23 protein-coding genes and 1 pseudogene are annotated in these 24,018 nt (G+C 75.5%); 10 read left to right on the top strand and 14 right to left on the bottom strand.

The genetic code is table 11. The annotated features are described in order from the left end of the window. Positions 1–49: 49 nt before the first annotated feature. The 4 genes from ACFY00_RS13200 to ACFY00_RS13185 all read right to left on the bottom strand — a co-directional run bounded on the left by ACFY00_RS13200 (position 50) and on the right by ACFY00_RS13185 (position 4,601). Positions 50–1,312 (bottom strand): hypothetical protein, encoded by a 1,263-nt coding sequence (locus tag ACFY00_RS13200; protein WP_388030544.1) that lies wholly within the window; start codon positions 1,310–1,312, stop codon positions 50–52. Next, complete coding sequence (locus ACFY00_RS13195; protein ID WP_388030541.1) at positions 1,305–2,846, bottom strand: alkaline phosphatase D family protein; 1,542 nt, start codon at positions 2,844–2,846, stop codon at positions 1,305–1,307. The genes ACFY00_RS13200 and ACFY00_RS13195 overlap by 8 nt, the downstream gene beginning before the upstream one ends. Before the next feature lie 105 nt (positions 2,847–2,951). After that, complete coding sequence (locus ACFY00_RS13190) at positions 2,952–3,578, bottom strand: hypothetical protein (protein ID WP_388030539.1); 627 nt, start codon at positions 3,576–3,578, stop codon at positions 2,952–2,954. Positions 3,579–3,818: 240 nt separating this feature from the next. After that, positions 3,819–4,601, bottom strand: a complete 783-nt coding sequence (locus tag ACFY00_RS13185; protein WP_388030537.1) for a hypothetical protein — start codon at positions 4,599–4,601, stop codon at positions 3,819–3,821. Between the two features lie 196 nt (positions 4,602–4,797). Between ACFY00_RS13185 and ACFY00_RS13180 the strand changes: the two genes are divergently transcribed. Then, positions 4,798–5,574, top strand: a complete 777-nt coding sequence (locus ACFY00_RS13180; protein WP_388030535.1) for a methyltransferase domain-containing protein — start codon at positions 4,798–4,800, stop codon at positions 5,572–5,574. A gap of 373 nt (positions 5,575–5,947) precedes the next feature. On the opposite strand, the gene ACFY00_RS13175 is transcribed toward ACFY00_RS13180, so the two are convergent. Then, positions 5,948–6,310, bottom strand: a complete 363-nt coding sequence (locus tag ACFY00_RS13175; protein WP_388030691.1) for a DUF6194 family protein — start codon at positions 6,308–6,310, stop codon at positions 5,948–5,950. Between ACFY00_RS13175 and ACFY00_RS13170 the strand changes: the two are divergent. Then, positions 6,254–6,397: pseudogene (locus ACFY00_RS13170) on the top strand (MerR family transcriptional regulator); the annotation flags it as partial. The gene ACFY00_RS13175 and the pseudogene ACFY00_RS13170 sit on opposite strands and share 57 nt — an antisense overlap. A 264-nt stretch (positions 6,398–6,661) precedes the next feature. Here the strand turns inward: ACFY00_RS13170 and ACFY00_RS13165 are convergent. The 6 genes from ACFY00_RS13165 to ACFY00_RS13140 all read right to left on the bottom strand — a co-directional run bounded on the left by ACFY00_RS13165 (position 6,662) and on the right by ACFY00_RS13140 (position 13,006). Next, entirely contained in the window at positions 6,662–7,453 is a 792-nt protein-coding gene (locus ACFY00_RS13165) for a hypothetical protein (protein WP_388030532.1), read from the bottom strand. Positions 7,454–7,565: 112 nt separating this feature from the next. Beyond that, positions 7,566–7,934, bottom strand: a complete 369-nt coding sequence (locus ACFY00_RS13160; protein WP_388030531.1) for a transcriptional regulator — start codon at positions 7,932–7,934, stop codon at positions 7,566–7,568. After that, a complete protein-coding gene (locus tag ACFY00_RS13155; protein ID WP_388030530.1) occupies positions 7,931–8,671 on the bottom strand; it encodes a hypothetical protein in 741 nt (246 codons plus the stop codon). Before ACFY00_RS13155 ends, ACFY00_RS13160 begins: the two co-directional genes overlap by 4 nt. 125 nt (positions 8,672–8,796) lie before the next feature. Beyond that, entirely contained in the window at positions 8,797–9,198 is a 402-nt protein-coding gene (locus ACFY00_RS13150; RefSeq protein WP_033252168.1) for a pyridoxamine 5'-phosphate oxidase family protein, read from the bottom strand. 104 nt (positions 9,199–9,302) lie between these two features. Further along, a complete protein-coding gene (locus ACFY00_RS13145; RefSeq protein ID WP_388030527.1) occupies positions 9,303–11,666 on the bottom strand; it encodes an amidohydrolase family protein in 2,364 nt (787 codons plus the stop codon). After that, positions 11,663–13,006 (bottom strand): uracil-xanthine permease family protein, encoded by a 1,344-nt coding sequence (locus ACFY00_RS13140; RefSeq protein WP_388030524.1) that lies wholly within the window; start codon positions 13,004–13,006, stop codon positions 11,663–11,665. The genes ACFY00_RS13145 and ACFY00_RS13140 overlap by 4 nt, the downstream gene beginning before the upstream one ends. Before the next feature lie 325 nt (positions 13,007–13,331). Here ACFY00_RS13140 and ACFY00_RS13135 point away from each other — a divergent pair, with 325 nt between their 5' ends. The 4 genes from ACFY00_RS13135 (at position 13,332) to ACFY00_RS13120 (ending at position 17,374) form a co-directional block, all read left to right on the top strand. Further along, a complete protein-coding gene (locus ACFY00_RS13135) occupies positions 13,332–14,852 on the top strand; it encodes a DUF2252 domain-containing protein (protein ID WP_388030522.1) in 1,521 nt (506 codons plus the stop codon). A gap of 135 nt (positions 14,853–14,987) precedes the next feature. Continuing rightward, positions 14,988–16,142, top strand: a complete 1,155-nt coding sequence (locus tag ACFY00_RS13130; RefSeq protein ID WP_388030520.1) for a hypothetical protein — start codon at positions 14,988–14,990, stop codon at positions 16,140–16,142. Between the two features lie 54 nt (positions 16,143–16,196). Continuing rightward, complete coding sequence (locus ACFY00_RS13125) at positions 16,197–16,769, top strand: GNAT family N-acetyltransferase (RefSeq protein ID WP_388030518.1); 573 nt, start codon at positions 16,197–16,199, stop codon at positions 16,767–16,769. Next, positions 16,766–17,374 (top strand): TetR family transcriptional regulator, encoded by a 609-nt coding sequence (locus tag ACFY00_RS13120; RefSeq protein WP_388030515.1) that lies wholly within the window; start codon positions 16,766–16,768, stop codon positions 17,372–17,374. The genes ACFY00_RS13125 and ACFY00_RS13120 overlap by 4 nt, the downstream gene beginning before the upstream one ends. An 8-nt stretch (positions 17,375–17,382) precedes the next feature. Here the strand turns inward: ACFY00_RS13120 and ACFY00_RS13115 are convergent, their stop codons facing one another. Beyond that, the gene (locus ACFY00_RS13115; protein ID WP_388030513.1) at positions 17,383–18,573 is read right to left on the bottom strand and encodes an IS110 family transposase; all 1,191 of its coding nucleotides are present in this window, start codon (positions 18,571–18,573) and stop codon (positions 17,383–17,385) included. 533 nt (positions 18,574–19,106) lie between these two features. On the opposite strand from ACFY00_RS13115, the gene ACFY00_RS13110 reads away from it, so the two are divergent. The 4 genes from ACFY00_RS13110 (at position 19,107) to ACFY00_RS13095 (ending at position 22,053) form a co-directional block, all read left to right on the top strand. After that, positions 19,107–19,898, top strand: coding sequence for an ATP-grasp domain-containing protein (locus tag ACFY00_RS13110; protein WP_388030511.1), 792 nt, complete (start codon positions 19,107–19,109; stop codon positions 19,896–19,898). A 110-nt stretch (positions 19,899–20,008) separates the two neighbouring features. Then, positions 20,009–20,413 (top strand): RidA family protein, encoded by a 405-nt coding sequence (locus ACFY00_RS13105; RefSeq protein WP_388030509.1) that lies wholly within the window; start codon positions 20,009–20,011, stop codon positions 20,411–20,413. Between the two features lie 138 nt (positions 20,414–20,551). Then, the gene (locus ACFY00_RS13100) at positions 20,552–21,820 is read left to right on the top strand and encodes a cytochrome P450 (RefSeq protein ID WP_388030506.1); all 1,269 of its coding nucleotides are present in this window, start codon (positions 20,552–20,554) and stop codon (positions 21,818–21,820) included. Then, positions 21,817–22,053, top strand: coding sequence for a ferredoxin (locus tag ACFY00_RS13095; RefSeq protein WP_388030503.1), 237 nt, complete (start codon positions 21,817–21,819; stop codon positions 22,051–22,053). Before ACFY00_RS13100 ends, ACFY00_RS13095 begins: the two co-directional genes overlap by 4 nt. Positions 22,054–22,183: 130 nt before the next feature. Here the strand turns inward: ACFY00_RS13095 and ACFY00_RS13090 are convergent, their stop codons facing one another. Continuing rightward, complete coding sequence (locus ACFY00_RS13090; protein ID WP_388030501.1) at positions 22,184–23,233, bottom strand: LacI family DNA-binding transcriptional regulator; 1,050 nt, start codon at positions 23,231–23,233, stop codon at positions 22,184–22,186. A gap of 163 nt (positions 23,234–23,396) precedes the next feature. Next, complete coding sequence (locus ACFY00_RS13085; protein WP_388030499.1) at positions 23,397–23,981, bottom strand: hypothetical protein; 585 nt, start codon at positions 23,979–23,981, stop codon at positions 23,397–23,399. Positions 23,982–24,018: the final 37 nt, after the last annotated feature.

Raw genomic sequence — 24,018 nt, 5'->3', positions numbered from 1 at the left:
CCCGCCGGGGGGGGACCCGGCGGGCCGTCGGACGGCCGTCAGGACGCCGTCACCAGTCCGAGTTGCTCGCGCCCAGGCCCAGCAGCACCTGGTCGAAGCCGTTGCCGTCGTTGTCGTCGGTGTACGACAGCGCGAGGGTGCCGAACGGGGAGGAGGCCACCGCGAGCTGCTCCTGGCGGCCGGTGGTGTCCCGGCTGACCGACTGGGCGGGCAGGCGGCCGGTAGTGCTGCCGTCGGGGTTGAGGCCCCGGGCCCACACCGCCGGGTCGGCCCCGGCGACGCTCCAGCCGACCACCACGGCGCGCTGGTCGTCGATGCCGATGCTCGGGCCGCCGGCCCCGGTGCCGGTGGAGACCTCGACCTCGGCCGCCCCCGGGGTCCCGGCCGCGGTGAAGGACCGGGCCCAGACGCTGCGGGTGCCGGTGTGGTCGGACTCCCAGGCCACCGCGAAGTCGCCGTTGAAGTCGGCGGCCACCGCCGGGTGCTGCTGCTGTCCGGCGCTGATGCCGTTGGCGCTGCGGCGGGTGAGCGTGACGGCCCCGTTCGCCTTGGCCAGCCCCACCAGGCCGATCTGGTAGTAGCCGTTGCCGTCGGTGTCCTCGTCCCAGACCACCACCGCGTCCCCGGAGGCGGAGGTCGCCACGTCCGGGTTGTGATGGGCCCCGCCGGTCGCGTTGACCGTCACCTCGTACGCCTTGGTGGTCGTCCCGGTGAACCCGGCCGCCTTGACGGTGGCCGCCGCGGTGCCCTGGACGTCCTCCCAGACCACGGTGAACGCGACCGCGCCGGTGCTGCCCGGGGCGCCGTCCGGGTCGACCGCGACGCGCGGGTGGACCTGCTGGCCGTCGGCGTTCGCGTTGGCCCGGCCGGAGCCGAGGACCGCGCCGGTCGGGGAGAGCACCCGGTAGACCACGTTGTAGTAGCCGTTGCCGTCCGGGTCCTCGGCCCAGACCACGACGGCGTTGCCCCGGTCGTCCAGCCCCACGTCGGGCTGGAGGTGGCGCCAGGCGGTGCCCGCCGTCCCGCCCGCGGAGAGCTTCTGCTCGTAGACCGCCGTGCCGTCGTGGAACACCCGCACCCACACGTCGCTGTGCGCGTCGTCGGCCGGGTCGGTGGTGTCGCGGTCGTCCTCCCAGACCACCGCGGTGTCGCCGCGGCGGTTGGCCGCGACCGCGGAGGTGTCCTGGTCGCCGGTGGCGTCGCTGTTCGCGGCCGTCCAGCTGGTGGGTCCGGCCGCGGCGGCCGGGCCGGTCAGGGCGAGGACCGCGGCGAGGGCGGCGGCGAGCGTGCCGAGCAGCGGGAGCTTACGCATCGGCCAACCCCGGCTTCCCGTCGTGGATGACGAAGGTCCGGGCGGTGGTCGCCGCGGCGCCGTGCTCGGTCACCGTGGCCACCGACCGGAAGTCGGCGGTGATCTGCGCGGGCGTGATCCGGGTGCGGACGTAGCCGCGCCGGTCGGAGTAGAAGCGCAGGTGCGGGTTGAGCGACCCGTTGGGTACCGCCGTGGTGGCGCTGCCGTTGCCGCCGCTGGTGATCGAGGTGCAGACCAGTTCGGAGCCGATCGTCGCCGACGACGGGTTCGCGTAGTCGGCCTTGAGGTCGTTGCCCCAGGAGGCGTGCACGTCGCCGGTGAGGACGACCGGGTTGCGCACCGCCCGGTCGACGATGCCCTGCTGGATCCGCGCCCGGCTGGCCCGGTAGCCGTCCCAGGCGTCCATGTTCATCGCCCCGGCCGAGTTCACGTTGCGGGCGAAGAAGACCTGCTGGCCGATCAGGTCCCAGGTGCCCAGGCGCTGGCCGAGCCCGTCGAGCAGCCAGGCCTCCTGGGCCGCGCCGGTGATCGAGCGGGAGGCCAGGTCGGCGTCGGCGCAGACCTTCGTCCCGTCGCCGCAGGCCTGGTCGTCGCGGAACTGGCGGGTGTCGAGCATGTGGAAGGTGGCCAGGGTGCCCCAGCGGACCCGGCGGTAGAGCTGGATGCTGTTGCCCGAGGGGGTGGCGGCGGCGCGCAGCGGCATGTTCTCGAAGTACGCCTGGTACGCGGCGGTGCGGCGGGCCGTCCACTGGGCGGCCGTCAGCACGGGGCTGCTGTCGGCGCGGACCATGCCCGCGTAGTTGTTCTCCACCTCGTGGTCGTCCGGGACGACCAGCCACGGCGCGATCGCGTGCGCGGCCTGCAGGTCCGGGTCGGTGCGGTAGAGCGCGTAGCGGCGGCGGTAGTCGGCCAGCGAGACGATCTCGCTGCCCAGGTGCTGGCGCACGCCGTTGGTGGTGGCGCCGCCCTCGTAGATGTAGTCGCCCAGGTGCAGGATCAGGTCGGGGCGGTCGTCGGCCATCCGGCGGTAGGCGGTGTAGTAGCCGCTCTCGTAGTGGGCGCACGAGGCGAAGGCCATCGTGAAGTCGCGCCCGACGGTGGTCGGCGACGGCGCGGTGCGGGTGCGGCCCACCGGGGAGACGAACCCCTGGGCCCGGAACCGGTAGTAGTACTCCGCGTCCGGGGCGAGGCCGCCCGCCAGCACGTGCACCGAGTGGGCCTGGGCGTAGCGGGCGGTGGCCGTGCCGGAGGCGACCAGGGTGGCGAAGCTCTCGCTGGTGGACACCTGCCAGTCGACCGCGACGTCGGCGTCGGGCATGCCGCCCTGGCCGTCCGCGTTGGTCGGGGCCGGGGCCAGGCGCGTCCAGAGCACCACGCTGGTGTCGTCCGGCTCACCGGAGGCGACGCCGAGCGTGAAGGGGTAGGGGGTGGTGGCGGCGGCCGACGACTGTGCCGACGCCCCGAGTTGGAGCGCGGCGGCGCCCGCGGTGGTGAGCCCGCCGAGCAGGAAGATGCGGCGACTGAGGTTGCTCATGGCCGCCCATGCTGGCGGGCCCGGGTGAACTCCCGACCCTTCCGAGGAAGCCGTCAAGTGTCGTGGTGGAGGCGCGAGTTGACATGTGCTGACGGTGCGTCGGGATCAGTGCGCCCGGCAGGGGGCGTACGCGTACGGGGCCTTGAGGCCCTGGACGGGGCGCAGTTCGGCCGTCCACTCGCCGGAGATGACGCCGCGGCGCAGCAGGAACAGCTGGTTGGCGCGGCGGCGCAGCAGGGCGCGGTACCGCTCGGCGGTCTCCTCGCCGTTGACGGCGAGCTCGGTGACGAACTCCTCCAGCAGGCAGCTGCCGCACGCCCCGCCGAGGTGGTGCCGGTCGCGGGAGATCCCGGCCGCCTCCAGGCCCCGGACGGTGACGGTGCCGTCGGGGCCGACGCCGACCAGCAGGGCCTCCGGGGAGCCGTCCGCGGTGCAGACCGCCAGCAGGCGGGCCCGGAACGCCTCCGGGTCGACGGCGACCAGCGGCTGGGTCATCCGGCGGGCGGCCACCGCCAGCAGGTGCGCCAGCACCGTGGCGACGGCCGTCACGCAGCCCGCGGCCAGCAGCCAACCGGGGCCGTCGCCGAGACCCAGGCCGACGGCGACGCCCGACCAGAACAGCGCGGAGAGGTAGTCCCGCGCGCGGGCGCCCTGCCACGCGAAGATCCGCAGCGCGGACCAGCCGGCCAGCACCGGGATGACCACCAGACCGACGGTCTGCCACACGCTCATGCCTGCCCCCTGACTTCCCCTCAGCTGAGGATGTCCGCGCAACGGGACCGCCAACCTCCACCCGGGGACGGGGTGGGACGGGCGCTGCGCGCGGCGGGCCGGGCCGGCGGTGGCCCGTTCGTTCCTCGGCAACCGAGGCAGGCGGACGCTGTTCGAGGTGCGCCCGGCCCGGGCGGTGGCGCTGACCGAGTCGGCGGACGGGCCGCTGGTGTCCTGAGCGGCGCGCGGAGCGCCGGTCGGTCAGCAGTGGCAGGAGACGTCGAGCAGCACGGTGTCCGGGTCGAGGGCGTCCAGGTAGGCGTTGGCGTCGGCCAGGTAGTCGGGGTCGTCGTGCTTGTCGGTCCAGCTGCCGTCCAGCCGCAGCAGGGCGTACCCGGGGACCGCGTTGGCGCGGGCCAGTGCGGTGTTCCGGGCCCGGTCGCCGGTGAACCGGAAGGGCCAGTGGAGCGGGGCGGGGCCACCGGCCTGCCAGGCGTCGTGGTGCTCGGCGGCGAGCCGCTCGTGGGTGGCGCGCAGCGCCTCGAAGTCGAGCAGGCCGCGCGGGCCGCCGTCGCAGCGGTCGGGCAGGCCGAGCAGCAGGTCGCGCTCCTCGGGCACGTCGCCGTAGCCGTCGTACCTGGCCAGCAGCGGGCTCGCGGCGGCGTCCGGCCGGTGCAGCAGCCGCGGGCCGCCCAGGCGCAGGGCCAGGCCGTCCCACTTGCCGCGCGGGTTGTGGGTGGCGAGGAAGTAGCCGCGTCCGGCCTCGTCGACGTAGAGGTGGCTGCTGTGGCCCGGAGCGTTGCCGGTCCAGGCGTTCATCGCGCGGGCGACCTCGGCCCAGCTGACGTCGTCGCGGTCCGGGACGATGCCGCGTTCCCGGTTCGCCCGCACCCAGTACTCGTCGTTCGGGTCCTCCGGCTGGTAGTCGCGGTACTCGGGCACCTCCAGCTCGCTGAAGTAGGGCCGGAGGGCGGCGACCGCGGCCTCCCGGTACTGCGCGGGCGGCATCGGGGGCAGGACGACGAGCATGTCGTACGAGGACACCGGGCGCTCCTCTCCGTTCGTCGGCGGATCCGTTCGTCGGCGGACCACATCCTGGCGGACGGGGGTGCGCCGTCGCACCCGGGTTTCCGGGCCGGGCGGCGGGTGCGCCCTGCGGGACGGCGTGCGCCCCTTGTCGCGGCCTCCGGCAGGTGCCGGGATCTTCCCTGCCGGGGGCTGGTTTGGTTGACTGCCCGTCATGACCTCCCGTGTGTTCGAGTCCGTGCCGCCCGATCCGATCGCCTACCTGGACCGGCTGGCCGTCTCCGAACTGGGCCGGGAGTACAAGGCGGCGATGCTGGCGGCGCTGGCGGTCGAACGGGGGCAGACGGTGGTCGACCTGGGCTGCGGGCCCGGCACCGACCTGTCCGCGCTGGCCGAGGCGGCCGGGCCGGAGGGCACCGTGCTGGGGGTGGACCACGACCGGGAGGCGGTGGACACCGCCGCCGAGCGGACGGCCCACCTGCTGCAGGTCGACGTCCGGCTGGGGGACCTGCACGAGCTGCCGCTGGCGGACGGGAGCTGCGACCGGGCCCGCACCGACCGGGTGCTGCAGCACGTGGCCGACCCGGCGCTGGCGCTGCGCGAGGCCCGCCGGGTGCTGCGGCCGGGCGGGCTGCTGGTGCTGGGCGAACCGGACTGGGGCACCCTGACCGTCGACCACCCGGACGCGGCGCTGACCGCCGCGTACACCCGGTACGTCACCGACCAGGCGGTGCGTCACGCCCGGATCGGCAGCCAGTTGCCGCGGCTGGCCGCCGGGGCCGGGCTGGAGGTGCTGGACGTGCGGCCGCTGACCCCGGTCTTCCGCGAGGTGTCCGCCGCCGACCGGGTGCTGGGCCTACAGCGGGTCACCCAGCGCGCGGTGGCGGCGGGCTACTTCACGGCCGAGGACGCCGACCGCTGGCTGACCCACCTGGCGACCGGGACCTTCCTGGCCACCGTCACCTTCCACGTGGTGACGGCCCGCGCCTGACGGTCCGCCGTCCAGGGGGAGGGCGAGGGCGAGCAGCTCGGTGAAGACGCCGATCGGGTCGTCCCAGCCGCTCGCCGGATCGGTCCGTCGCCGTTGGTGTTGACGGTGAGCCGACGGGTGCCGTCGGCGGTGGCGAAGGCGTACGTCCAGGAGCCGATGGTGGCACCGCCCATGCCCCGGGGGGCCTCGGTGTCGCCGGGCGGCTCCCCGGCGCGGTCGGGGCGGGGCGGTCGGCCTCGGTGGGGAGGCACACGGGGACGAGCCGTTCCGGGAACTCGTCCCCTCCGGGGAGAGCGGCGCCGGAGCGCCGCTGACCGTGCCGCTCCCGGTCCGCCCGGCCGCCACCCTGCTGCGGCACATCCGCCCTGACGCGTCACTCCCCCGGCCGGGCCCGCCGTCCGTGGCGGGTACGGGCCAGCCGGTGGGCGGTGCGGAGCAGTTCGCGGGTGGCCGCGGCGGTGCGCTCGGCGGGGTTGGTCACGGCGAGCCAGCCGGCGGCGCCGTAGCGGGGGTGCGCGATCAGGGTGTCGTCGGCGGGGAACGACGGGTCGGTGTCCGCGGCGCAGTGGGCGAGTTCGGCCTGCCCGACCGCGATGTCGGCCCGGAAGGCGCCCGGACGGTCCGGGCGGGAAGCCGTGTCGCCGGGGAGCCGATCGGCGAGGCGAGTGCCTCGGACGCGATGGACGTCTCGGAGCTCGCCGCCGTCCTGGGCGTGCGCCCCTCCGCGCTGCGGCACCGGGACGCGGAGGGCCTGGTCGTCCCCGACCGCGATCCGGTGCGGGGCACCCGGCGTTACAGCCCCGCCCAGGTCCGCGACGCCCGGATCGTCCGCCAGTTGCGCCTGGCCGGACACCGGATCGGGCCGCTGCGCGCCCTGCTGCCCGAACTGCGCGGCGCCTGCGGCCCGGTGGAGGTCACGGCGGTGCTGGCCGCCCGGGACGAAGGGCTGACCGCCCGTTCGCTGGCCCTGCCGGAGGGGACCGCCGCGCTCGGCGCGCTGCTGGCCTGCGCCCGGGCCGGGGCCGAACCGGACGGGACCGAGCCGGACGGGGACCGAGCCGGACGGGGACCGAGCCGGGCCGGGCGGTCAGCAGTGACAGGAGACGGAGAGGACCACGGCGTCCGGGTCGAGGGCGTCCAGGTAGTCGTTGGTGTAGCTCCAGAAGCGGTCGGGGGCGTCCATCGGGTTCGGCCGCCAGTCGTTGGCGTCGGTCCAGCTGCCGTCCAGCCGCAGCAGGGCGAAGCCGGGGACGGCGGAGGCGCGGGCCCTGGCGATGTTGTCGGCGCGGTCGGTGGTGAACCGGAACGGCCAGTGCGACGGTTGCCAGCCGCCGGCGGTCCAGGCGTCGTGGTCCTCGGCGGCGAAGCGGGCGGCGGCCTCGCGCAGCGCGTCGAGGTCGAGCAGGCCGCGCGGGCCGCCGTCGCAGCGGTGGGGCAGGGCGGCCAGCCGGTCCGGCCTGCCGTAGCCCTCGGGGTGGTCGGTGTCCCACAGCCGCGGGTCCCCGGCGGCCTCCGGGCGGTACGGGAAGTGCGCGCCCTCCGTCCGGTACAGCAGGTAGGCGTCCCACTGTCCGTTCGGGTTCCACTCCCGCTGCCAGAAGCCCCGGCCGTTCCCGTCGAGGTACAGCTTCCGGTCGTCCAGCCGTTCGTAGCCGTGCGCGGAGTTGTACGCGTCGGCGACCTGGGCCCAGGTCAGCACGGCCTCCCGGGGCAGCGCTCCGGTGGCACGCAGTTCCTCGACCCAGGGGACGCCGTTCGGGTCCTCCGCGTCGTACTTGCCCTCCAGGGCGGAGTAGGGCTCCATCGCCTCGGCGAGCGCCTCCGGGTACCGTTCCGGCGGTGTCGGCGGCAGGACGACGATCACCTCGAACTTGGACATCCGTTCCCCTCCGGGTGGTCCGGCCCGGTCGAACGCGGGCGACCGGCGCAGCCTGGCACCCGTCCGGACGGGGATACACCCGGTTTTCGGGCTGCCGGGCGCGTTCGGCCGGTCAGTCGGTGTGGTCCCCGCCCGCGGTCTCGATCTGGTGGATCAGGCGCTTGAGGTGGGCGACCTCTTCGCGCAGGGCGCGTTCACCGGCGGGGGTGAGGGTGATCCAGGTGCGGGGGCGGCGGCCCTCGTAGCCCTTCTCGACGGCGATCAGGGCGGCCTTCTCCAGGACGGTGAGGTGCTGGCCGAGGTTTCCGGCGGTCAGGTCGAGGGTGGTGCGCAGGAGGCCGAACTCGGCGCGCCGGGCCTGGTGGGCGACGGTGAGGATGCCGAGGCGGATGCGCTGGTGGACGGTGTCGTCCAGGGCCTTGGCGGGGTGCTGCTCGGCGTCGTCGCCCACGGCGCCCGCGGCGGTTCCGGCGGGACTCATGCGGCGGCCTGCGGGCGGGCGCGGCGGTTGGCGAGGGCGAACAGGAGCGCGCCGGCGAGCAGGTACAGCGCGGGGACGCCGTGGCGGCTCAGCGCGATCCAGGGGCCGGCGGCCGCGCCCCACCAGCCGAAGGTGACGGGGGTCAGTTCGATCAGCAGGTAGCCGAGGGCGAACAGGGCCAGGGCGCGGCTGCGGTCGATCCGGGCGAGCACCAGCAGCGGGACGCCGATCGCGGCGGCCCCGCCGAGGAACTGCTGGACCAGCCGGGTGCTGCGGGTGTCGGCGGCCAGGTGCAGGCCCCAGAGGTCGAGGTCGGCGCCGGGTGCGGGCTGGGAGGCGCCCCACCAGGTGGTGACGGCGAGGGCGGTGACGGCGGCGGCCCCGGCGAGCACGTAGGGACGGACGGGGGTGCCGACGCCGCGGCGGCGGGAGCGGCGCAGGTACCACCAGGCGGTGGCGGTGTACGCGGCGATCAGGGCGATCGTCCAGTAGGCGGGGGAGCCCTGCCGCATCACGGTGCAGGTGCCGCCGGGGCCTGCCGGGCCACCGGGGCAGGGGACGGTCCCCTGCTGGAAGGTGAGTCGGCCGACCAGGACCCCGCCCAGGGTGACCAGGCCGAACAGCAGCAGCGGGATCCAGGCGTCGCGCTGGAGGGCTCGCACCCGTCGGGTCAACTCACCGAGGCCGGACAGGACTTCACGGGGGGTGCCGGGCAGCGGCACCGAGGCGTCTGTCATGCAGTCAGCTTTGCATCACAGAGCTATCGCCGCAAGAGAGCTGGCGGCGGGCAGGTGCGCGAAAGGGGCGGGCACCCGGTGGGTGCCCGCCCCTGGCGGCCGTGCCGGGCTGCGGCGCCGGTGCCTCAGGCCCGGCCGAGGGCCCGGTCGACGGCGATCTCGATCACCACCCGCTCGGGGTTCTCCCGGGGCTGGCGGTAGCGCTCGGCGTAGCGGCGTTCGGCGTCGGCGACGGAGGCGGCGTCCTGGCGGATCACGGCCCGCCCCTCCAGGGTCGCCCAGCGGGCCCGGTCGACCTGGCAGAGGGCGACCCGCTGCCCGGCCTCGCCCGCGGCCAGCACGTTGCGGACCTTGCGGCTCTCCCGGCTGCTGATCACCCGGGCGGTGCGGGTGGCCGGGTCGAAGGTCGCGCCGACCGGGACGACGTGCGGAGTGCCGTCGGGGCGCAGCGTGGTGAGGGTGCACAGCTGGTACTCGCGCCAGAAGGCGAGGTAGGCCGGGTCGAGGTCGTGGAGGTCGTGTGCCATGCCAGGCATGCTAGGCCAAGCGGTGGCGCGGGCCCGGCCGCCCGCCGCGGCCGGGCCCGCGCGTCCTGCCGGGCGGCCGTCACCACCGCCGCCGGACGTACTGACTAGCGGGCGAAGTTCGCAGCGATCCGCTGCTGGAGGTAGTCGGCCGCGGTGATCGGCGGGTAGCGACCCTCCGGGCCCTCGATCACCACGTCGCGGTCGGCCTGGGCGAAGAACGCGATGCTGTGGCGGGCCGACCGGTCGTCGTCGGGCCCCGGCGACCTGACCCGGTGGAAGTTCGACGGGAGCCGGTCGTCGCTCCACCGCATCAGCATGTCCCCGATGTTGCAGGTGATCACGGAGTCCGCGGGCTCGACCCGCGTCCACTCCTGCGCCTCGGCCTCCTTGCCCGGGCACACCTGCAGGCCGCCCTGCCCGTCCCGCTGGAACAGCAGCGTCAGGCAGTCGAAGTCGGTGTGCGCCCCGGCCCGCCACACGTTCGCGGGGATCACGGCGTCCTCGGGCACGGCGAAGTAGTGCAGCATCCGCAGGGTGGACTGGTACTGCGGGCTCGCCGGGTCGTGGGCGCGCGCGAAGAACCCGTCGGGCAGCCCCAGCCGGTCCGCGAAGCAGGACAGCACCCGCATCGCCAGCTCCCGGCAGCTCGCCTCGAACGCCAGCACGCGCTCCTGGAACCCGGGCAGCGCGTCGTCCGGCCACAGCCCGGCCATGTGCGGGCGGGTCACCTGGTACGACTCCTTCTGGTCGGGCGTCCCGATCGAGGGGCGCACCTGGGTCATCGACTCCCAGCCGGAGTTGAGCCCCCTCTTCAGGGCGTGCCGTGCCTTGGTCCGCTCCGGCAGGGCGAAGAAGGCCTCGGCGTCGGCGAACGCGCGGTCCACGACGCCGGGTTCGATGCCGTGGTTGACCAGTTGGAAGAAGCCGATGTCGGTGGCGGCGGCCCACAGCTCCTCGGTGATCTCCGCCTTGCGGTGCTCGAAGTCGGTGAGGTCGATCCGGCGGATCTCCCGGGCGGTGGTCTCCGTCCCGGCCCCGCCCATGCGGGTCTCCTTGGCCAACTCGTCGAGCGTGTACGCGGTGCTGGTGGTGTTCGTCATGGTGGCTGTCGCTCCTCCGGCAGGAAGTGGGGTACGGGGTGCGGTGACCGCGGGAGTCCAACAGGCGAGGCCGGCCGCCAACCGGCGCGACGGCAGCCGGACGTGCTCCCCGTCGCGCACCAGCACCTCGCCCCCGACCAGCACGGCCGCCACCGTCCTGCTGCCCGCGCAGGTCAGCAGCGTCGCCCCCGGGTCGCGGACCGGGAGGCAGGCGTAGTCGCGGTCGAAGCGGTGCAGGACGAGGTCGGCCCGCATCCCCACCCGCACCCCGCCGTCCGGGTTCTCCTCGATCCCGAGCACCCGGTTGGCGCCGCCCGCCGCCAGCGCGAACATCTCGGGGAACCCGAGCAGGTCCGCCGCGCGGTGCGCGGCCCGCTGCAGGTAGGCGCCGATGCGCAGCGCCTCCAGGATGTCCTGGGTGTCGTTGCTGGCGGCCCCGTCGACCCCGAGGCCGACGCTCAGGCCGGCCTCCAGCATCGCGGGCACCGGCGCGATCCCGCTGCCGAGCCGCATGTTGCTCAGCGGGTTGTACGAGACGCCGACGCCGTGCCGGGCGAGGGTGGCCCGTCCTTCGGCGTCGAGTTCCACGCAGTGCACGGCGAGCAGCCGCTCCCACAGGAACCCGGCCCGTTCCAGGTACGCGACGGCGCCGACCCCGGCGTGGTCGCGGCACGTCGTGTCGTCCGTGGTGGTCTCCAGCAGGTGCAGCGAGACGGGCAGTCCGCGCTCCTCGGCGTACGCGCGCACGGTGCCCATGCCCTCCGGCGTCAGGCAGCGCGGGTTGGGCACGGCCACGCCGATCTGCACCCGGCTGCCGCGCGTCCGGGCGATCAGTTCGTCGGTGTGCGCGAGGGCCTCCTCCAGCGGCTGCATCAGCCGCGGGTCGAAGCCCCACCGGCGGCTCGGGTCGGCCCGGTCGGCGACGCCCCGGCACAGCACGGCCCGTACGCCGCTGTCCTCGAGGGCCCGCAGGACCGCGTCGTGCACCTCGGGCGACGGGTGCGGCCACATGTGCTCGACGAGCGTGGTGGTGCCGCTGCGCAGGGCTTCGGCCGCGGCCGCGGCGGCGGCCGCGTAGGCCCGCTCGGGCGTGAGCCGCGCCGCCTCCTCGCCGACGGCGCGCAGCCAGGCGAGCAGCCCGAGCCCCTCGCCGGTGCCGCGCAGCCCGGCCTGGAAGAGGTGGGTGTGGGTGTTGACGAGACCGGGCGTCAGGTGTCCGCCGTGTCCGGCCAGGACCTCACCGCGGTAAGGGAGTTCGCCGTGCGCCGCGAGGGCCGTGACCCGTCCGTCGGCGAGGTGCACGTCCGTCCCGGGCAGCCAGCGGCCCCCGCTGTAGACGGTGACGTCCGTGATCGTCGCGAGCGTCATCGGGCGGACTCCTTCCGGCGCCGGGCCGCGCCCGTGTGGTGGAACAGCAGGTTGAGCAGGAACGCCGCGATCCCGGTGGCGGCGATGCCGCTGTCCAGGACGGTGCGCAGGTACGAGGGGAGCGGCGCGTAGAAGTCGGGCGCGCCGAGGGGGAGCATGCCGAGCCCGAAGGCGAGGGCGACGGTCAGCAGGTTCCGCGGCTCGGTCAGGTCGGCGCGGGCGAGGATGCGGAGCCCGACGGCGCCCACCGTCCCGAACATGACGAGCGAGACCCCGCCGAGGACCGGCCCCGGCACGGCGGCGACGGCGGCCCCGAGGACGGGCACGAACGCGAGCAGCACCATCAGCGCTCCGGACAGCGCCACCACGTGGCGACTCCTCACCCGGGTCACGCTCACCAGGCCCACCGACTGCCCGAACGTCACGACGGGGAAGGAGGCGAGCGCCCCCGACAGCGCGGTGGCGGCCCCGTCGGCGCGCAGCGCCCGCACGACGGTGGGCGCGTCGTCGCCGCGGCCGACGATCTGGCCGACCGCGAGGGTGTCGCCGACGGACTCCACCATGTTCACGAGCTGCACGACGAGCATCGCCGCGACGGCGGGCAGCACGAGGACGGGTGCCCCGAAGGCGACCGGATCGGGCACCGTGACGACGCGCGCGTCCGCGACCCCCGACCCGTCGAACAGCCCCAGCGGCACCGCGGCCGCGGTGCCGACGGCCATGGCGAGGAGCACCGAGAAGCGGGCGAGCGCGGGCGGCGCGGCGCGTTCCAGGACGACCGCGACCAGCACCGTCCCGGCGGCGAGCGCGAGCCCGCGGCCGCCGCTGCCACCGGCCCCCTCCCCCGCGACCAGACCGGCCGCCGAGGGCACCAGCGAGAACCCGATGACGGCGATGACCGTCCCGGTGACCAGCGGCGGGAACAGATGCAGGCAGCGTCCGAACCAGGGGGCGACGGCCAGCGTCACCAGGCCGGAGACGACGGTCGCCCCGAAGACGGCGGCGAGCCCGTGCTGCTGTCCGATGAGGACGGCGGGGGTGATCGCGGTGAACGTGGAGCCCATCACGATCGGCAGCCGCGCCCCGAACCACTTCAGGCCCAGCGACTGCAGCACCGTGGCGATCCCGCTGACCAGCAGGTTCGCGCTGATGAGCAGCCGGATCCGGTCCTCGGGCAGGTGCAGCGCGGTTCCCACCAGCAGCGGCATGGTGGCCAGGCCCGCGTAGGCGACCAGCAGGTGCTGCAGGCTCAGCGGTACGAGCCGTCGCCACGGCGGCCGTACGTCGACGGGGTGGGGTTCTCGGTGGGCGGGTGCGACGGCGTGCTCGACGACAGCCATCGTTCCTCCTCGTAGCTCGGCGGAAGACGGCTGGTTAGCGCCCGGGCGAGCCCAGCGCCCGGACGCGCACCGGCCGTTGCAGCCATGACCGGTGTGGGGGTGACGGTAGGGAGGCGGTGTTTCGGGGGCGTTGCGCTCCGGAAACCGCGGCGTACCCGACCGCGCAGGACGGCGCGGTCGGTGCGCGGCCCGGTGCGCGGCCCGCCGGACGGGCGGCGGCGGCGCAGTGGTCCGGTGGGCGGACCCGGGCGCGTCGTCGTCCGTCCGGCCGGGTAGCGTCACCGCTGGTGGGGGCGGCCCCCGCCGCGGTCGGAGGGGAGTGCGGGTGTCGGCGGTCGAGGTCTGGGCGGAGGGTCCGGAAGCTTCGGGGGCGGCGGAACTGCTGCCGCGGTCCAGGGAGTTCGCGGTCGAGGGCTTCGCGGGGGACGCCTCCGCGGTGGCGCCCCGCCCGTCGGCGGCGCTGCTGGAGGTGGACGGCCTCGCGCTCGCGGAGGGTCCGAAGCGGCGCGGCAAACTGCTGCGCGAGCGGGTGCCGTTGGCGTCGCACGCGCAACTGGTGCTCTCCGCGTCGCGCCCGGAGGTGGTCGCGGCGGTGGAGTCGGCGAACGCGGGCCGGCTGCCGCACCTGGTGCCGCTGCGGGTGGGGCGGATGGCGGCCTCGCCGTTCGCGTTCCTGCGCGGTTCGGCGGGGCTGATGGCGCACGACCTGGCGACCACGCCGGTCAGCGGGATCGCGGCGCAGCTGTGCGGGGACGCGCACGCCGCCAACTTCGGCCTGTACGGGGACGCCCGGGGCCGGTTGGCGCTGGACCTGAACGACTTCGACGAGACGGTCTCGGGCCCGTGGGAGTGGGACCTGAAGCGGCTGGCGGCCAGCCTGGTGCTGGCGGGGCGGCAGACCGGGGCGGACGAAGTCGCCTGCCACCGGGCGGCGTTCGACGCGGTGGCGACCTACCGGCGGACGGTGCGGCAGCTGGCGAAGCTCCCGGCGCTGGAGGCCTGGAACGCCTGGGACGCCATCGCGGAGCACCAGTTGGTGGAGTTCGCGGGCGCGCACGAGCTGAGCGAGCTGCTGGCGGCGGTCTCCGCGAAGGCGCTGCGCAACACCGGGGCGAAGTTCGCGGCGCGCTCCACCGTCCGTACCGGGGACGGGGGTTGGCGGTTCGTCGCGGCGCCGCCGATCCTCAGCGAGGTGACGGACCGTCAGGCTGCCCTCGTGGCCGACTCGTTGGCCTCCTACCGGCACACCGTCCCGGCGGAGCTGCACCCGCTGCTGGCCCGGTTCCGGGTGCAGGACGTGGCGTTCCGGGTGGTGGGCACCGGCAGCGTCGGCACCCGCTCGTACGTGGTGCTGCTGACCGACCGCAGGGGCGGGCCGCTGGTGCTGCAGGTGAAGGAGGCCCGGGCGTCGGTGCTGCTGCCGCACCTGGTGCGGGCCGGGTTCCCGGTGCCGGACGGGGGCGGGCACGAGGGGCGCCGGGTGGTGCTCGGGCAGAAGCGCATGCAGGTGGTGTCCGACCCGCTGATGGGCTGGACCAGCGTCGCCGGACTCCCGTACCAGGTGCGGCAGTTCCGCAACCGCAAGGGCAGCGTCGACCCGGCCGCGCTGACCGCCTCCCAGCTCGACGACTACGGCCGCCTCACCGGCGCGCTGCTGGCCCGCGCCCACGCCCACACCGCGGACGCCGCGCTGATCGCCGGGTACTGCGGCAAGGACGACCGCCTGGACGAGGCCGTGGCCCGGTTCGCGGTCGCCTACGCCGACCGGTCCGAGGCCGACCACGCGGCGCTGCTGGCCGCGATCCGCACCGGCCGCCTCGCCGCGGAGCCCGCGCCGGGCGCCTGAACGGGGTACCCGGGCGCGGCGCGGTGCAACCGTCCGGGTTGCGGTTCCGTCTCCATTCCCGCACACCGGTGCGGGCGGTGACCGTGTGCTGCCACATTGGTGGTCGAACTGAGCATCTCGGACAGGAGATTGACGATGGTTACGGGGGACGGGGCCGTGTCGGCCGAGGTCGTGGTCGACGCGCTGCTGCAGCCAGACGGGGCCGCCTCGGCGGCCCTGGAGGCGGAGTCGGTGGCCCGGGTGCGCCACGAACTGCAGCGCCTGCCGCGCTGGCAGCAGGCGCTGGCGGCCGCCACGGCGGCACCGCAGGACGCGGCGGCCCGCGCCGCGCTGACCGGGGCCGTCGACGAGGTGCTCGGCTTCAACTCGGCGCTGGCGCAGTCGCTCCGCCTGGCCCCCGGGGCGGCCGCGGCCACTGCCACCGCTGCCACCGCCCCGGGCGGGGGTGCGCCCTCGTTCGAGAAGGCTCCCCCGCCGACCGTGCCCGCCGCCCCCGCCGCCCCGCCCGCTCCCCCGGTCCCGCCGTCCGCGGCCCCCGCCGCCCCGCCGTTCGCCCCGCCGTCCGCCGCCCCGTTCGCGGCCCCCTCCGCACCGGGACTGCCGCCCACACCGCCGCCCGCCCCGCCCGCGGCACCGTCCGGCGCACCCTTCGCGCCCGGCGTACCCGTCTACCCGGCGCTGCCCGCCGGTGCGCCGGTCGACCCGGCGGTGCTGGCCAAGCGCAAGCGGATCGCGCTGGGCGTCGGCGCGGTCGTCGTGGTGAGCGGCCTGATCCTGCTGGGGAGCACCCTGTTCGGTGGCGGCGACGCCCCGCACCTGCCCGGTTCGGTGGAGGGCGAGAAGCTGCGGGCCAGTTCGGCGAAGGGTGACCTCCCGGACTGGAAGGACATGAACTCGAGCATGACCAAGCTGGGCGTGCAGGACCTCCAGGGGGCGGCGTACGGCGCGGTGCCGGAGGCGGAGGCCGACAGCCCGTTCGGGGGCAGCGACCGCGAGGCGCGCTGGAAGGTGGTGATCGGCAAGCCCGGCCCGGGCTTCCAGCAGTGGATCGCCGAGATGGCCTCGTCCGCCGACGAGAGCGACGCCCCGCACGTGGTCAAGTCGGGCCTGGACGGCACGATGTACTGCGACTCGTACGATCCGGACGACAGCGCGCGGACGCGGGCCCGCAAGGAGATCACCTGCGTCTGGTCCGACAGCGACCACCTGATCATCGTCATCGGCACGGGCGTCGACGAGAACCTCCCGCCCAAGGTCCTGGAGCGCGTCCACCGCGGCAGCGAGCACTGACGCCCCCGCGGAGCACCGCCCCGCACCCGGAGCGCGCTCGCGCACAATGGGGTGATGCGCACACGTGAGGTACGGGTCGAGGAACTGCCGCTGCTCCAAGAGATCGAGCGGGCGGCCGGGGGCTGCTTCCGCGAGGTCGGGATGGACCCGATCGCGGACGACGAGCCGTTCTCCGTCGCGGAGTTGACGGCGTTCCTGGACGCGGGCCTGGCCTGGGTCGCGGTGGACGACGCCGACCGCCCGGTGGCGTACCTGGTCGCGGAGCGGGTCGACGACGCGCTGCACGTCGAGCAGGTCTCGGTGCACCCCTCGCACGCCCGCCGGGGCGTCGGCCGCCGCCTGCTGGAGCACCTGGCCGCACGGGCCGCGGCCGAGGGCGTGCCCGCGCTGACCCTCACCACCTTCGCCGACGTCCCGTGGAACGCCCCGTACTACGCCCGCTGCGGTTTCCGCCCCGTGCCGGAGGACGCCCTGGGGCCCGGCCTGCGCGAGGTCCGGGCCCGGGAGGCGGCGCACGGCCTGGACCGCTGGCCGCGCCTGGTGATGCGCCGCCCGCTCCGACCGGCCGTCGGGCCCGGCGCCGCCGAACCGAACCGGACGGTTCGGTCCGGTACCGTGGAGGCATGACACCCCCGCCCGGAGCCGACTCGACCCGCGACCGCATCGTCGCCGCGGCCACCGCCGAGTTCGCCCGGCACGGGATCGCCGGGGCCCGGATCGAGCGCATCGCCAAGGCCGCCCGCACCAGCAAGGAGCGCCTGTACGCGCACTTCCGCGGCAAGGAGGAGCTGTACGCGACCGTCGCCGCCGCCGAGTTGACGGCCGTCGCCGAGGCGACCCGACTCGACCCGACCGACCTCCCCGCGTACGCGGGCCGCCTCCACGACTACTTCTCCGCGCACCCGGACCGGCTGCGCCTGATGTCCTGGGGCCGCCTGGAGCTGTCCCCGGACCCGGACGGGGCGGACGCGGCAGGCGCGGCGGACGACCCGGTGCGGGCCACCGTGCGGCACAAGACCGAGCAACTGCGCCTGGCCCAGCAGGCGGGCCACCTCGACCCGGCCTGGGACCCGCTGGACGTCCTGGTGCTGCTCAACCAGCTCGCCACCGCCTGGGTCGGCCAGTCGGAGTTCCTGCCCACCGACGAGGAGCAGCGCACCGCCTTCCTGGCCGAACGCCGGGCCGCCGTGGTCCGAGCCGTCCAACGCCTCTTCCCGGCCACCACCTCCTAATGCTGTTGTCAAGCCGCTGTTGCGACCGGGAGTCCACGTTGGAAGCACTGTCCGTCACGGATGAGAGCCCACAGGACGTTGACGCGTCGGCGGGCCAGGGCGAGGACGGCCTGGGTATGGCGCTTGCCTTCGGCGCGCTTGCGCTCGTAGAACCGGCGGGACTCCTCGCAGCTGCGGATGCTGATCAGCGCGGAGGTGTAGAAGACACGCTGGAGGCCGCGGTGGTAGCGCCGGGGCCGGTGGAGGTTGCCGCTGACGCTGCCGGAGTCCCGGGGCACGGGCGCGACGCCGGCGAAGCTGGCGAGGCGGTCGGCGCTGCCGAAGCGGCTCATGTCTCCGGCGGTCGCGGCGAGGAACTCGGCGCCCAGCAGGGGGCCGATGCCGGGCATACTGGCGATCAGTGCGGCGAGGTCGTGGTCGCGAAACCGGGCCGCGATGAGCTTGTCGATCTCGGCGATCTGCTCGCCCAGGCCCATCACCTCCCTGGCCAGGGTGTGGACCATCTGCGCGATGACCTTCTCCCCGGGAACGGTCGAGTACTGGCGATCGGCCGCTTCCAGGGCGGCCTGGGCGAGCTCTGCCGCGCCGCGGACCTTGCGGTTGCGCAGCCAGGTCTCCAGGCGGCTGCGGCCGGCGCGACGCAGGGCGGCCGGGGTCTGGTAGCCCGTCAGCAGGACCAGCGGGCCGACGTTGCCGAGATCCAGTGCGCGCTCCAACGCCGGGAAGGAACCCGTGAGTTGGCCGCGCAGGCGGTTGGTCCGGCGAGTGCGGTCGGCGACCAGGTCGGCCCGGCGACCGGTGAGGATCCGCAGCTCGGCGGACAGCTCGTCGTCCGGGTGGATGACGGCCAGGTCGCGGCGCATGCGGGCCTGGTCGGCGATGACAGTGGCGTCCTTGGCGTCGGTCTTGCCGGTGCCCCGGTAGCCGGCCGAGGCCCGGTTGACGGCCAGGCCGGGTATGTAGACCAGTTGCTGGCCGTGGTTGAGCAGGGTGTTGATCCACAGAGCGGCCATGCCGTCGGCGACGTCCACCGCCCACACCACGTCCTCGTCGAGGGCGAGGACGTCGGCGAGCAGGGCCAGCAGCTCCGGCTCATCGTTCAGCACCCGGCGCGAGAGCAACTTCCTGCCCTCGCTGTCGAGGACCACGCAGTGGTGGTGGGTCTTGCCGATGTCCGTGCCCACCCAGATCCGGGCCACCTGTTCCTCCGGTCGTTCGATCGTTCTCGTGCTCCGGACGACCTCGCCAGCGTGGTCCTACTCAGCGATGCACCCGAGGGGCCCGCAGCTCCTAATCAGCGGTCGAGTCGTCGTGAGACGCCGGGCGGCCAGGTGATGGGAACCATCGTGGGCAACCCCCTGAAAGCCATGCCCGGCGTCTCTGGGCCTCTGGACCTTACGACGGCCCGTCCAACCCACCAACAACGTAGGACCCCCTGACCCCTCCTCCCCCGCCACGCGGCCCGGCAGGCCCGCTCGGCCCGGTCGGCCCCGGCCGCGGGCGAAGGTCGCAGCGACCGGGACGACGTGCGGGCCGCCGTCGGGGCGCTGCGCGGCACGGCGCGGCACGGCACGATCGCGGACGCGCCCACCACCGCCCTGGTCAGGACCCCCCAGCACCTCTTCCCAACCGCCACCCCCTGCCCCCTCCTCCCCCGCCACACGATCCGCCGAGGACGCACGGGCGGAAAACCGCTGGCCGGGGCGGTGCGCGGCGCGGCACGATCGCGGGCATGTCCGCCGCCACCCTGCTCCTCGCACCCCGGATCAACGAGACCGGCCTGCAGTTGCGCACCGCCGCCGGGCGGCGCGGGCTGCGGGCGTTCACGGCGGCGTCCTGGCGCGCCCCGCGGGAGCTGGCGGGGGCGCCGGTCCACCTGTACGGCGGGCCGCTGTTCGCCGACGCGGTGGGGCGGGAGCTGGGGCTGGGGCCGGTGGAGCCGTCGGACGGCTGGCTGGCCGCGCTGCCGCGCGAAGTGACCGGCCGCCGGGTGGAGTTGACGACGCTCGCCGCGGCGCGTCGGCTCTCCGGCCCGGCTTTCGTGAAGGCCCCGGCCGACAAGCACTTCGCCGCCCGGGTCTACCCGGACGGCGCCGCCCTGCCCGGGCCGGAGCTGCTGGACGGCGACACACCGGTGCTGGTCAGCGAAGTGGTCCGGTTCGAGGCCGAGTTCCGCCTGTTCGTCCTGGACGGCGCGGTGCGCGCCGCCTCCCGCTACGCCCTGGACGGTGAGCTCGCGATCGCCGAACCGGGGCCGGACGGACCGGAGTTGCTGGCGTTCGCCGCGGAGGTGCTGGCCGCGGCGTCCGGCCCGGCCCGGCTGCCGAGCGCCACCGTGGTCGACCTCGGCCGCACCGGGCGCGGCTGGGCGGTGGTCGAGGCCAACGCGGCCTGGGCCAGCGGCGGTTACGCCTGCGACCCGGACGCCGTGCTGGACGTGGTGCTGCGCGCGGCCGGTCCGCTCGCCGAACTCCCGTCCGCTGACCGCCCGTTCCTCCGCCCGCTGCCCGAGGTCGTCCGCTGACCGGAGCCGTCCGCCAACCGGAGCCGTCCGCTGACCGCAAGCGGCTCCGACGCGCTCCCCCGCCGAAAGTCCGGTGCGCCCGGCGCCCGGCGTGGGCGAGGATGGCCGCCATGAGCTCTTCTCACCTCACCCACATCAACGAGCCGCCGGGCGTCGCTCCGGGCACCGGCTACACGCAGGTCGTCACCGGGACGGGGCGGCTGGTCCAGGTCTCCGGGCAGGTCGCGTTCGACGAGCGGGGTGAACTGGTCGGCGCGGGCGACCCGGAGGCCCAGGCCCGGCAGGTGTTCGAGAACCTGCGGCGCTGCCTGGCGGCGGCCGGGGCCGGGTTCTCGGACGTCGTGAAGTTCACCGTCTTCGTCACCGACGTGGCGTACCTGCCCGCCGTCCGCAAGGCCCGCGACGAGCACGTGGACACCGCGCGGCCGCCCGCGAGCTCGGCCGTCCAGGTCGCGGCGCTGTTCCGGCCGGAGGTGCTGATCGAGGTCGAGGCGCTGGCCGTCGTCGCCGACTGACGAGGTCCTCCACCCGTCCGGCCCGCGGGTGGCCGGTTTGCGTCCTACGCGCGGGCGGGCGGGCCGCCTACGGTCGGTGGTGGGGACCGCCGCCCGGCGGCGGGCCCCGGTCCTGCAGGTGCCTTGTCAGGAGGACGGATGACCACCGACGCGACCAGCGACGCGACCACCGACGCCACCGACGCCCCCGGCGCGCAGCCGCTGGTGCCGCTGCACTGCCTGCTGCGGGCCGAGGCCGGTCCGCCCCGGCTGGCCGCGCTGCCGACCGGGACGCCGGTGTGGGTGCTGACCCGGCACGCGGACGTCCGGCAGGCGCTCGCCCACCCGGACCTGGGCCGGGCCCCGCTGTACGCGCCGGACGCCCCGCCGGTCACGCTGACGCCGAACATCCTGGACGACCCGTCCTCGATCCTGAACAGCGACGGGCCGGAGCACCAGGCGATCCGCCGCACCGTCCAACGCGCTTTCACGCCACGGGCGATCGAGCGCTGGCGGCCCTGGGTGGACGGGGTGGTGCGGGAGCTGGTGGGCGACCTGGTCGCCGCGGGGTCGCCGGTCGAGGTGGTGGAGGCGCTCACCAAGCCGCTGCCGGTGCGGGTGATCAGCCGGCTGATGGAGCTGGAGGGCCTGGACACCGAGCGACTCGGCCGCTGGAGCGACCACGCGCTGTCGACCACGGCGTACAGCGCCGAGGAGATCGGGGCGGCGATCCGGGAGTTCGGCGCGTTCGGGCACCAGTTGGTGCAGGAGCGCCGGAAGAACCCGGGCGAGGACCTGGTGAGTTCGCTGGTGCAGGCCGCCGACCAGACCGGCGGCATGACGGAGGCCCAGATCACCTCGCTCACCATCGGACTGGTGATCGCCGGTCACGAGACCACCATGACCAGCTTCGGCAACGCCCTGGTCTACCTGCTCGACCCGGACCGCACCGAACGCCCGGACCAGCCCGGCCACCCGGACCGCGCCGGGGCCTGGCGGCGGATCGGCGCGGACCCGGCCGCGGCCGCCGCGGCGACCGAGCAGCTCCTGCGCACCGTCCCGCTCGGCGACCGCACCACCGCGCCGGGTTCGCTGCGCCGGGCCACCGCCGACGTGGAGATCGGCGGCGTGACCATCCCGGCGGGCGCGGTCGTGGCCGCCGACGCGGTGGCCGCCAACGCCGACCCGGAGGTCTACCCGCCCGGTCCGCTCGACCTATTCGCCCCGCTCGGCACCCCGTCGCTGACCTTCGGCGCCGGACCGCACCACTGCCTGGGCGCCTGGCTGGCCCGGATGGAGCTCGAACTCGGCCTGCACCACCTCGCCCGCGCCCTGCCCGACCTGCGGCTGGCCACCCCCGTCGACCGCATCGAGTGGCGCACCGGCCTGGTCACCCGCAGCCCGCTCCGCCTGGAGGTGTCCTGGTGAGCGACGCCCCGCCCCTGGTCGTGACGGTCGACCGGGTCCGCTGCATCGGCAGCGGCCTGTGCGCCCGCACCGCCCCCGCCGACCTCTCCCTCGCCCCCGACGGCCGCGCGACCCCCGCCCGCCCGGCCACCGAGGGCTCCGCCGAACTGACCGAGGCCGCGGAGATGTGCCCCGTCGAGGCCATCACCGTCCGCGACGCCGCCACCGGGGAGCTGGTCGCCCCCGTCTGGTGACCTACCGCCGACGGCCGGGGCCCGCTGCCCGGCCGCACCCACCGCCGACGGCCGGGGCCCGCTGCCCGGCCGCACCCACCGCCGACGGCCGGGGCCCGCCGCCGGGCCCCGGCCGCGCCCGGCGTGCCGTTCAGGCGGACTGGCGCTCGATCAGAGTGGGTTCGAACAGGACGGTGGTGGCGGCGCGGCCGGGTCGGGCGAGGTGGTCGAGCAGGACGCGGGTCATCTCGGCGGCCATCTCCTCGACCGGCTGGCGGACGGTGGTGAGGTGGGGGCGGCCGGCCGTCGCGGCGGAGGAGTCGTCGAAGCCGATCACCGCGATGTCCTCGGGAACGCGGCGCCGGTGTTCGGCGAGGACGGCGAGGGCGCCCTGGGCCATCAGGTCGTTGGCGGCGAAGACGCCGTCCAGGTCGGGGTAGCGGCGCAGCAGCGAGGCCATCGCGCGTTCGCCGTCCTCGCGGGTGAAGTCGCCCTCGACGTGCGGGAGTTGGTGGATCCCGTGGTCGGCCATCGCCTCCCGGAAGCCGGAGAGCCGGTCGCGGGCGGCGCGGACGCCGAGCGGGCCGGAGATGGCGGCGACGCGGTGGCGGCCGCGGGCGTGCAGGTGGTCGGCGGCGATCCGGCCGCCCTCGCGGTTGTCGAGGTCGACGCAGGAGAGCGAGAGCGGCGTCGGGGGGCGGCCGAACAGGACGGTGGGGATCCCGGCGGCGAGGAGTTGGGCGGGGAGCGGGTCGCGGCTGTGGGTGGAGACGACCATGGCGCCGTCGGCGTTGCCCTGCCGCAGGTAGGTGAGCGCCTTGTCGCGGGCCTCGGCGCTGTCGGCGAGCATCAGGACGGGGTGCAGGTCGAGCGGGCGCAGGCCGGTGAAGACGCCGCTGACGACGCGTCCGAAGAAGGGGTCGGCGAAGATCTCGCCGCCGACGTGGTGGTCGGGGGTCTCGGGGGCGTCGCTGCCGGAGATGACCAGGGCGAGGGCGCCGGTGCGCCGGGTGACCAGCGAGCGGGCGGCACTGTTGGGGACGTAGCCGGTGCGGGTGATGGCCTGGCGGACGGCGTCCTGGATCGCCGGGTCCACGTTGCGGACGCCGTTGATGACGCGGGAGACGGTGGCCCGGGAGACGCCCGCGACCCGCGCCACGTCCTCCAGGGTGGTGGCGCGCTTGAGGGCTTCGCTGCTCATGGGGCCCTTTATAGCACGCTGGGAGAGCGCTCTCCCAGCCCGCTCCGGAGCCTGGTCGCACCGGTCTCCCCGACACCCGCCAGGGCACGCCCGATCCGGGCGCGGCCGGGGGCGCTCCCCCGGTCGCACCCGGTCGGCAGCGGCCGTCCGGTGCCGCGTCCGGTCAGGAACTGTGCTCCTGCCAGCAGATCATGACGGTGGTGGCGGTCATCACGGCGACGTCGGCGCGGCTGCGCGGGGGCGTGCCGAAGGTCTCGGGCAGCTTGGCGACGTCGACGGTGAGCACGAAGCTGTCCTTGCGCACCACCGTGGTGCCGTCGGCGCGCTTGTACGCGGCCTCGCCCAGGCCGTTCAGGTCGGTGACGGCCCCGGCACTGCCGCGCAGGCCGTCGTACTGGGCGAGCGCGGTGGCGGCGTCGGGCAGCTCCTTGACCGAGAGCGTCATGCTGCCCCGGGCGTAGCGGTACTCGCAGCTGTAGACGCGCTTCTCCCAGGTGGGGGCCAGGGGTTGGGCGATGTCGGTGCCGAGCGCTCCGGCGAGTTCCTGCCGGAAGTACGGGTTGCAGATCATCGAGGTGGCGTCGGAGGGCCGGTCGGGCGCGCCGGACGAGGGCGCCGCGGACGACGAGGGCGCCGCGGCGGACGGGGCGGTGGGCGGGGGCCCCGCCGCGGGGGTCGTGCCGGACCCGCAGCCGACGGCGGCGAGCAGGGGCAGCAGGAGCAGCGCGGCGGTGCGGCGAAGCCTCATCGGTGGTCCTCCGTGGGGGTGGGGCGCGGGCCGGCCC

Origin of the sequence: Kitasatospora sp. NPDC001540 (assembly GCF_042894345.1) — a bacterium.
GTDB classification, from domain to species: domain Bacteria; phylum Actinomycetota; class Actinomycetes; order Streptomycetales; family Streptomycetaceae; genus Kitasatospora; species Kitasatospora phosalacinea_C.
Note: the sequence above shows the minus strand (reverse complement) of the source record. Positions and strands in the feature narration are given on the sequence as shown.

What these genes read in the sequence shown, in the direction of transcription:
- ACFY00_RS13120 (WP_388030515.1), top strand. Translation starts at nt 16,766, where the DNA reads ATGACACCCCCGCCCGGAGCCGACTCGACCCGCGACCGCATCGTCGCC.
- ACFY00_RS13160 (WP_388030531.1), bottom strand. Translation starts at nt 7,934, where the DNA reads ATGAGTCCCGCCGGAACCGCCGCGGGCGCCGTGGGCGACGACGCCGAG.
- ACFY00_RS13125 (WP_388030518.1), top strand. Translation starts at nt 16,197, where the DNA reads ATGCGCACACGTGAGGTACGGGTCGAGGAACTGCCGCTGCTCCAAGAG.
- ACFY00_RS13090 (WP_388030501.1), bottom strand. Translation starts at nt 23,233, where the DNA reads ATGAGCAGCGAAGCCCTCAAGCGCGCCACCACCCTGGAGGACGTGGCG.
- ACFY00_RS13180 (WP_388030535.1), top strand. Translation starts at nt 4,798, where the DNA reads ATGACCTCCCGTGTGTTCGAGTCCGTGCCGCCCGATCCGATCGCCTAC.
- ACFY00_RS13110 (WP_388030511.1), top strand. Translation starts at nt 19,107, where the DNA reads ATGTCCGCCGCCACCCTGCTCCTCGCACCCCGGATCAACGAGACCGGC.
- ACFY00_RS13190 (WP_388030539.1), bottom strand. Translation starts at nt 3,578, where the DNA reads ATGAGCGTGTGGCAGACCGTCGGTCTGGTGGTCATCCCGGTGCTGGCC.
- ACFY00_RS13130 (WP_388030520.1), top strand. Translation starts at nt 14,988, where the DNA reads ATGGTTACGGGGGACGGGGCCGTGTCGGCCGAGGTCGTGGTCGACGCG.
- ACFY00_RS13150 (WP_033252168.1), bottom strand. Translation starts at nt 9,198, where the DNA reads ATGGCACACGACCTCCACGACCTCGACCCGGCCTACCTCGCCTTCTGG.
- ACFY00_RS13145 (WP_388030527.1), bottom strand. Translation starts at nt 11,666, where the DNA reads ATGACGCTCGCGACGATCACGGACGTCACCGTCTACAGCGGGGGCCGC.
- ACFY00_RS13100 (WP_388030506.1), top strand. Translation starts at nt 20,552, where the DNA reads ATGACCACCGACGCGACCAGCGACGCGACCACCGACGCCACCGACGCC.
- ACFY00_RS13105 (WP_388030509.1), top strand. Translation starts at nt 20,009, where the DNA reads ATGAGCTCTTCTCACCTCACCCACATCAACGAGCCGCCGGGCGTCGCT.
- ACFY00_RS13140 (WP_388030524.1), bottom strand. Translation starts at nt 13,006, where the DNA reads ATGGCTGTCGTCGAGCACGCCGTCGCACCCGCCCACCGAGAACCCCAC.
- ACFY00_RS13195 (WP_388030541.1), bottom strand. Translation starts at nt 2,846, where the DNA reads ATGAGCAACCTCAGTCGCCGCATCTTCCTGCTCGGCGGGCTCACCACC.
- ACFY00_RS13200 (WP_388030544.1), bottom strand. Translation starts at nt 1,312, where the DNA reads ATGCGTAAGCTCCCGCTGCTCGGCACGCTCGCCGCCGCCCTCGCCGCG.
- ACFY00_RS13165 (WP_388030532.1), bottom strand. Translation starts at nt 7,453, where the DNA reads ATGTCCAAGTTCGAGGTGATCGTCGTCCTGCCGCCGACACCGCCGGAA.
- ACFY00_RS13155 (WP_388030530.1), bottom strand. Translation starts at nt 8,671, where the DNA reads ATGACAGACGCCTCGGTGCCGCTGCCCGGCACCCCCCGTGAAGTCCTG.
- ACFY00_RS13085 (WP_388030499.1), bottom strand. Translation starts at nt 23,981, where the DNA reads ATGAGGCTTCGCCGCACCGCCGCGCTGCTCCTGCTGCCCCTGCTCGCC.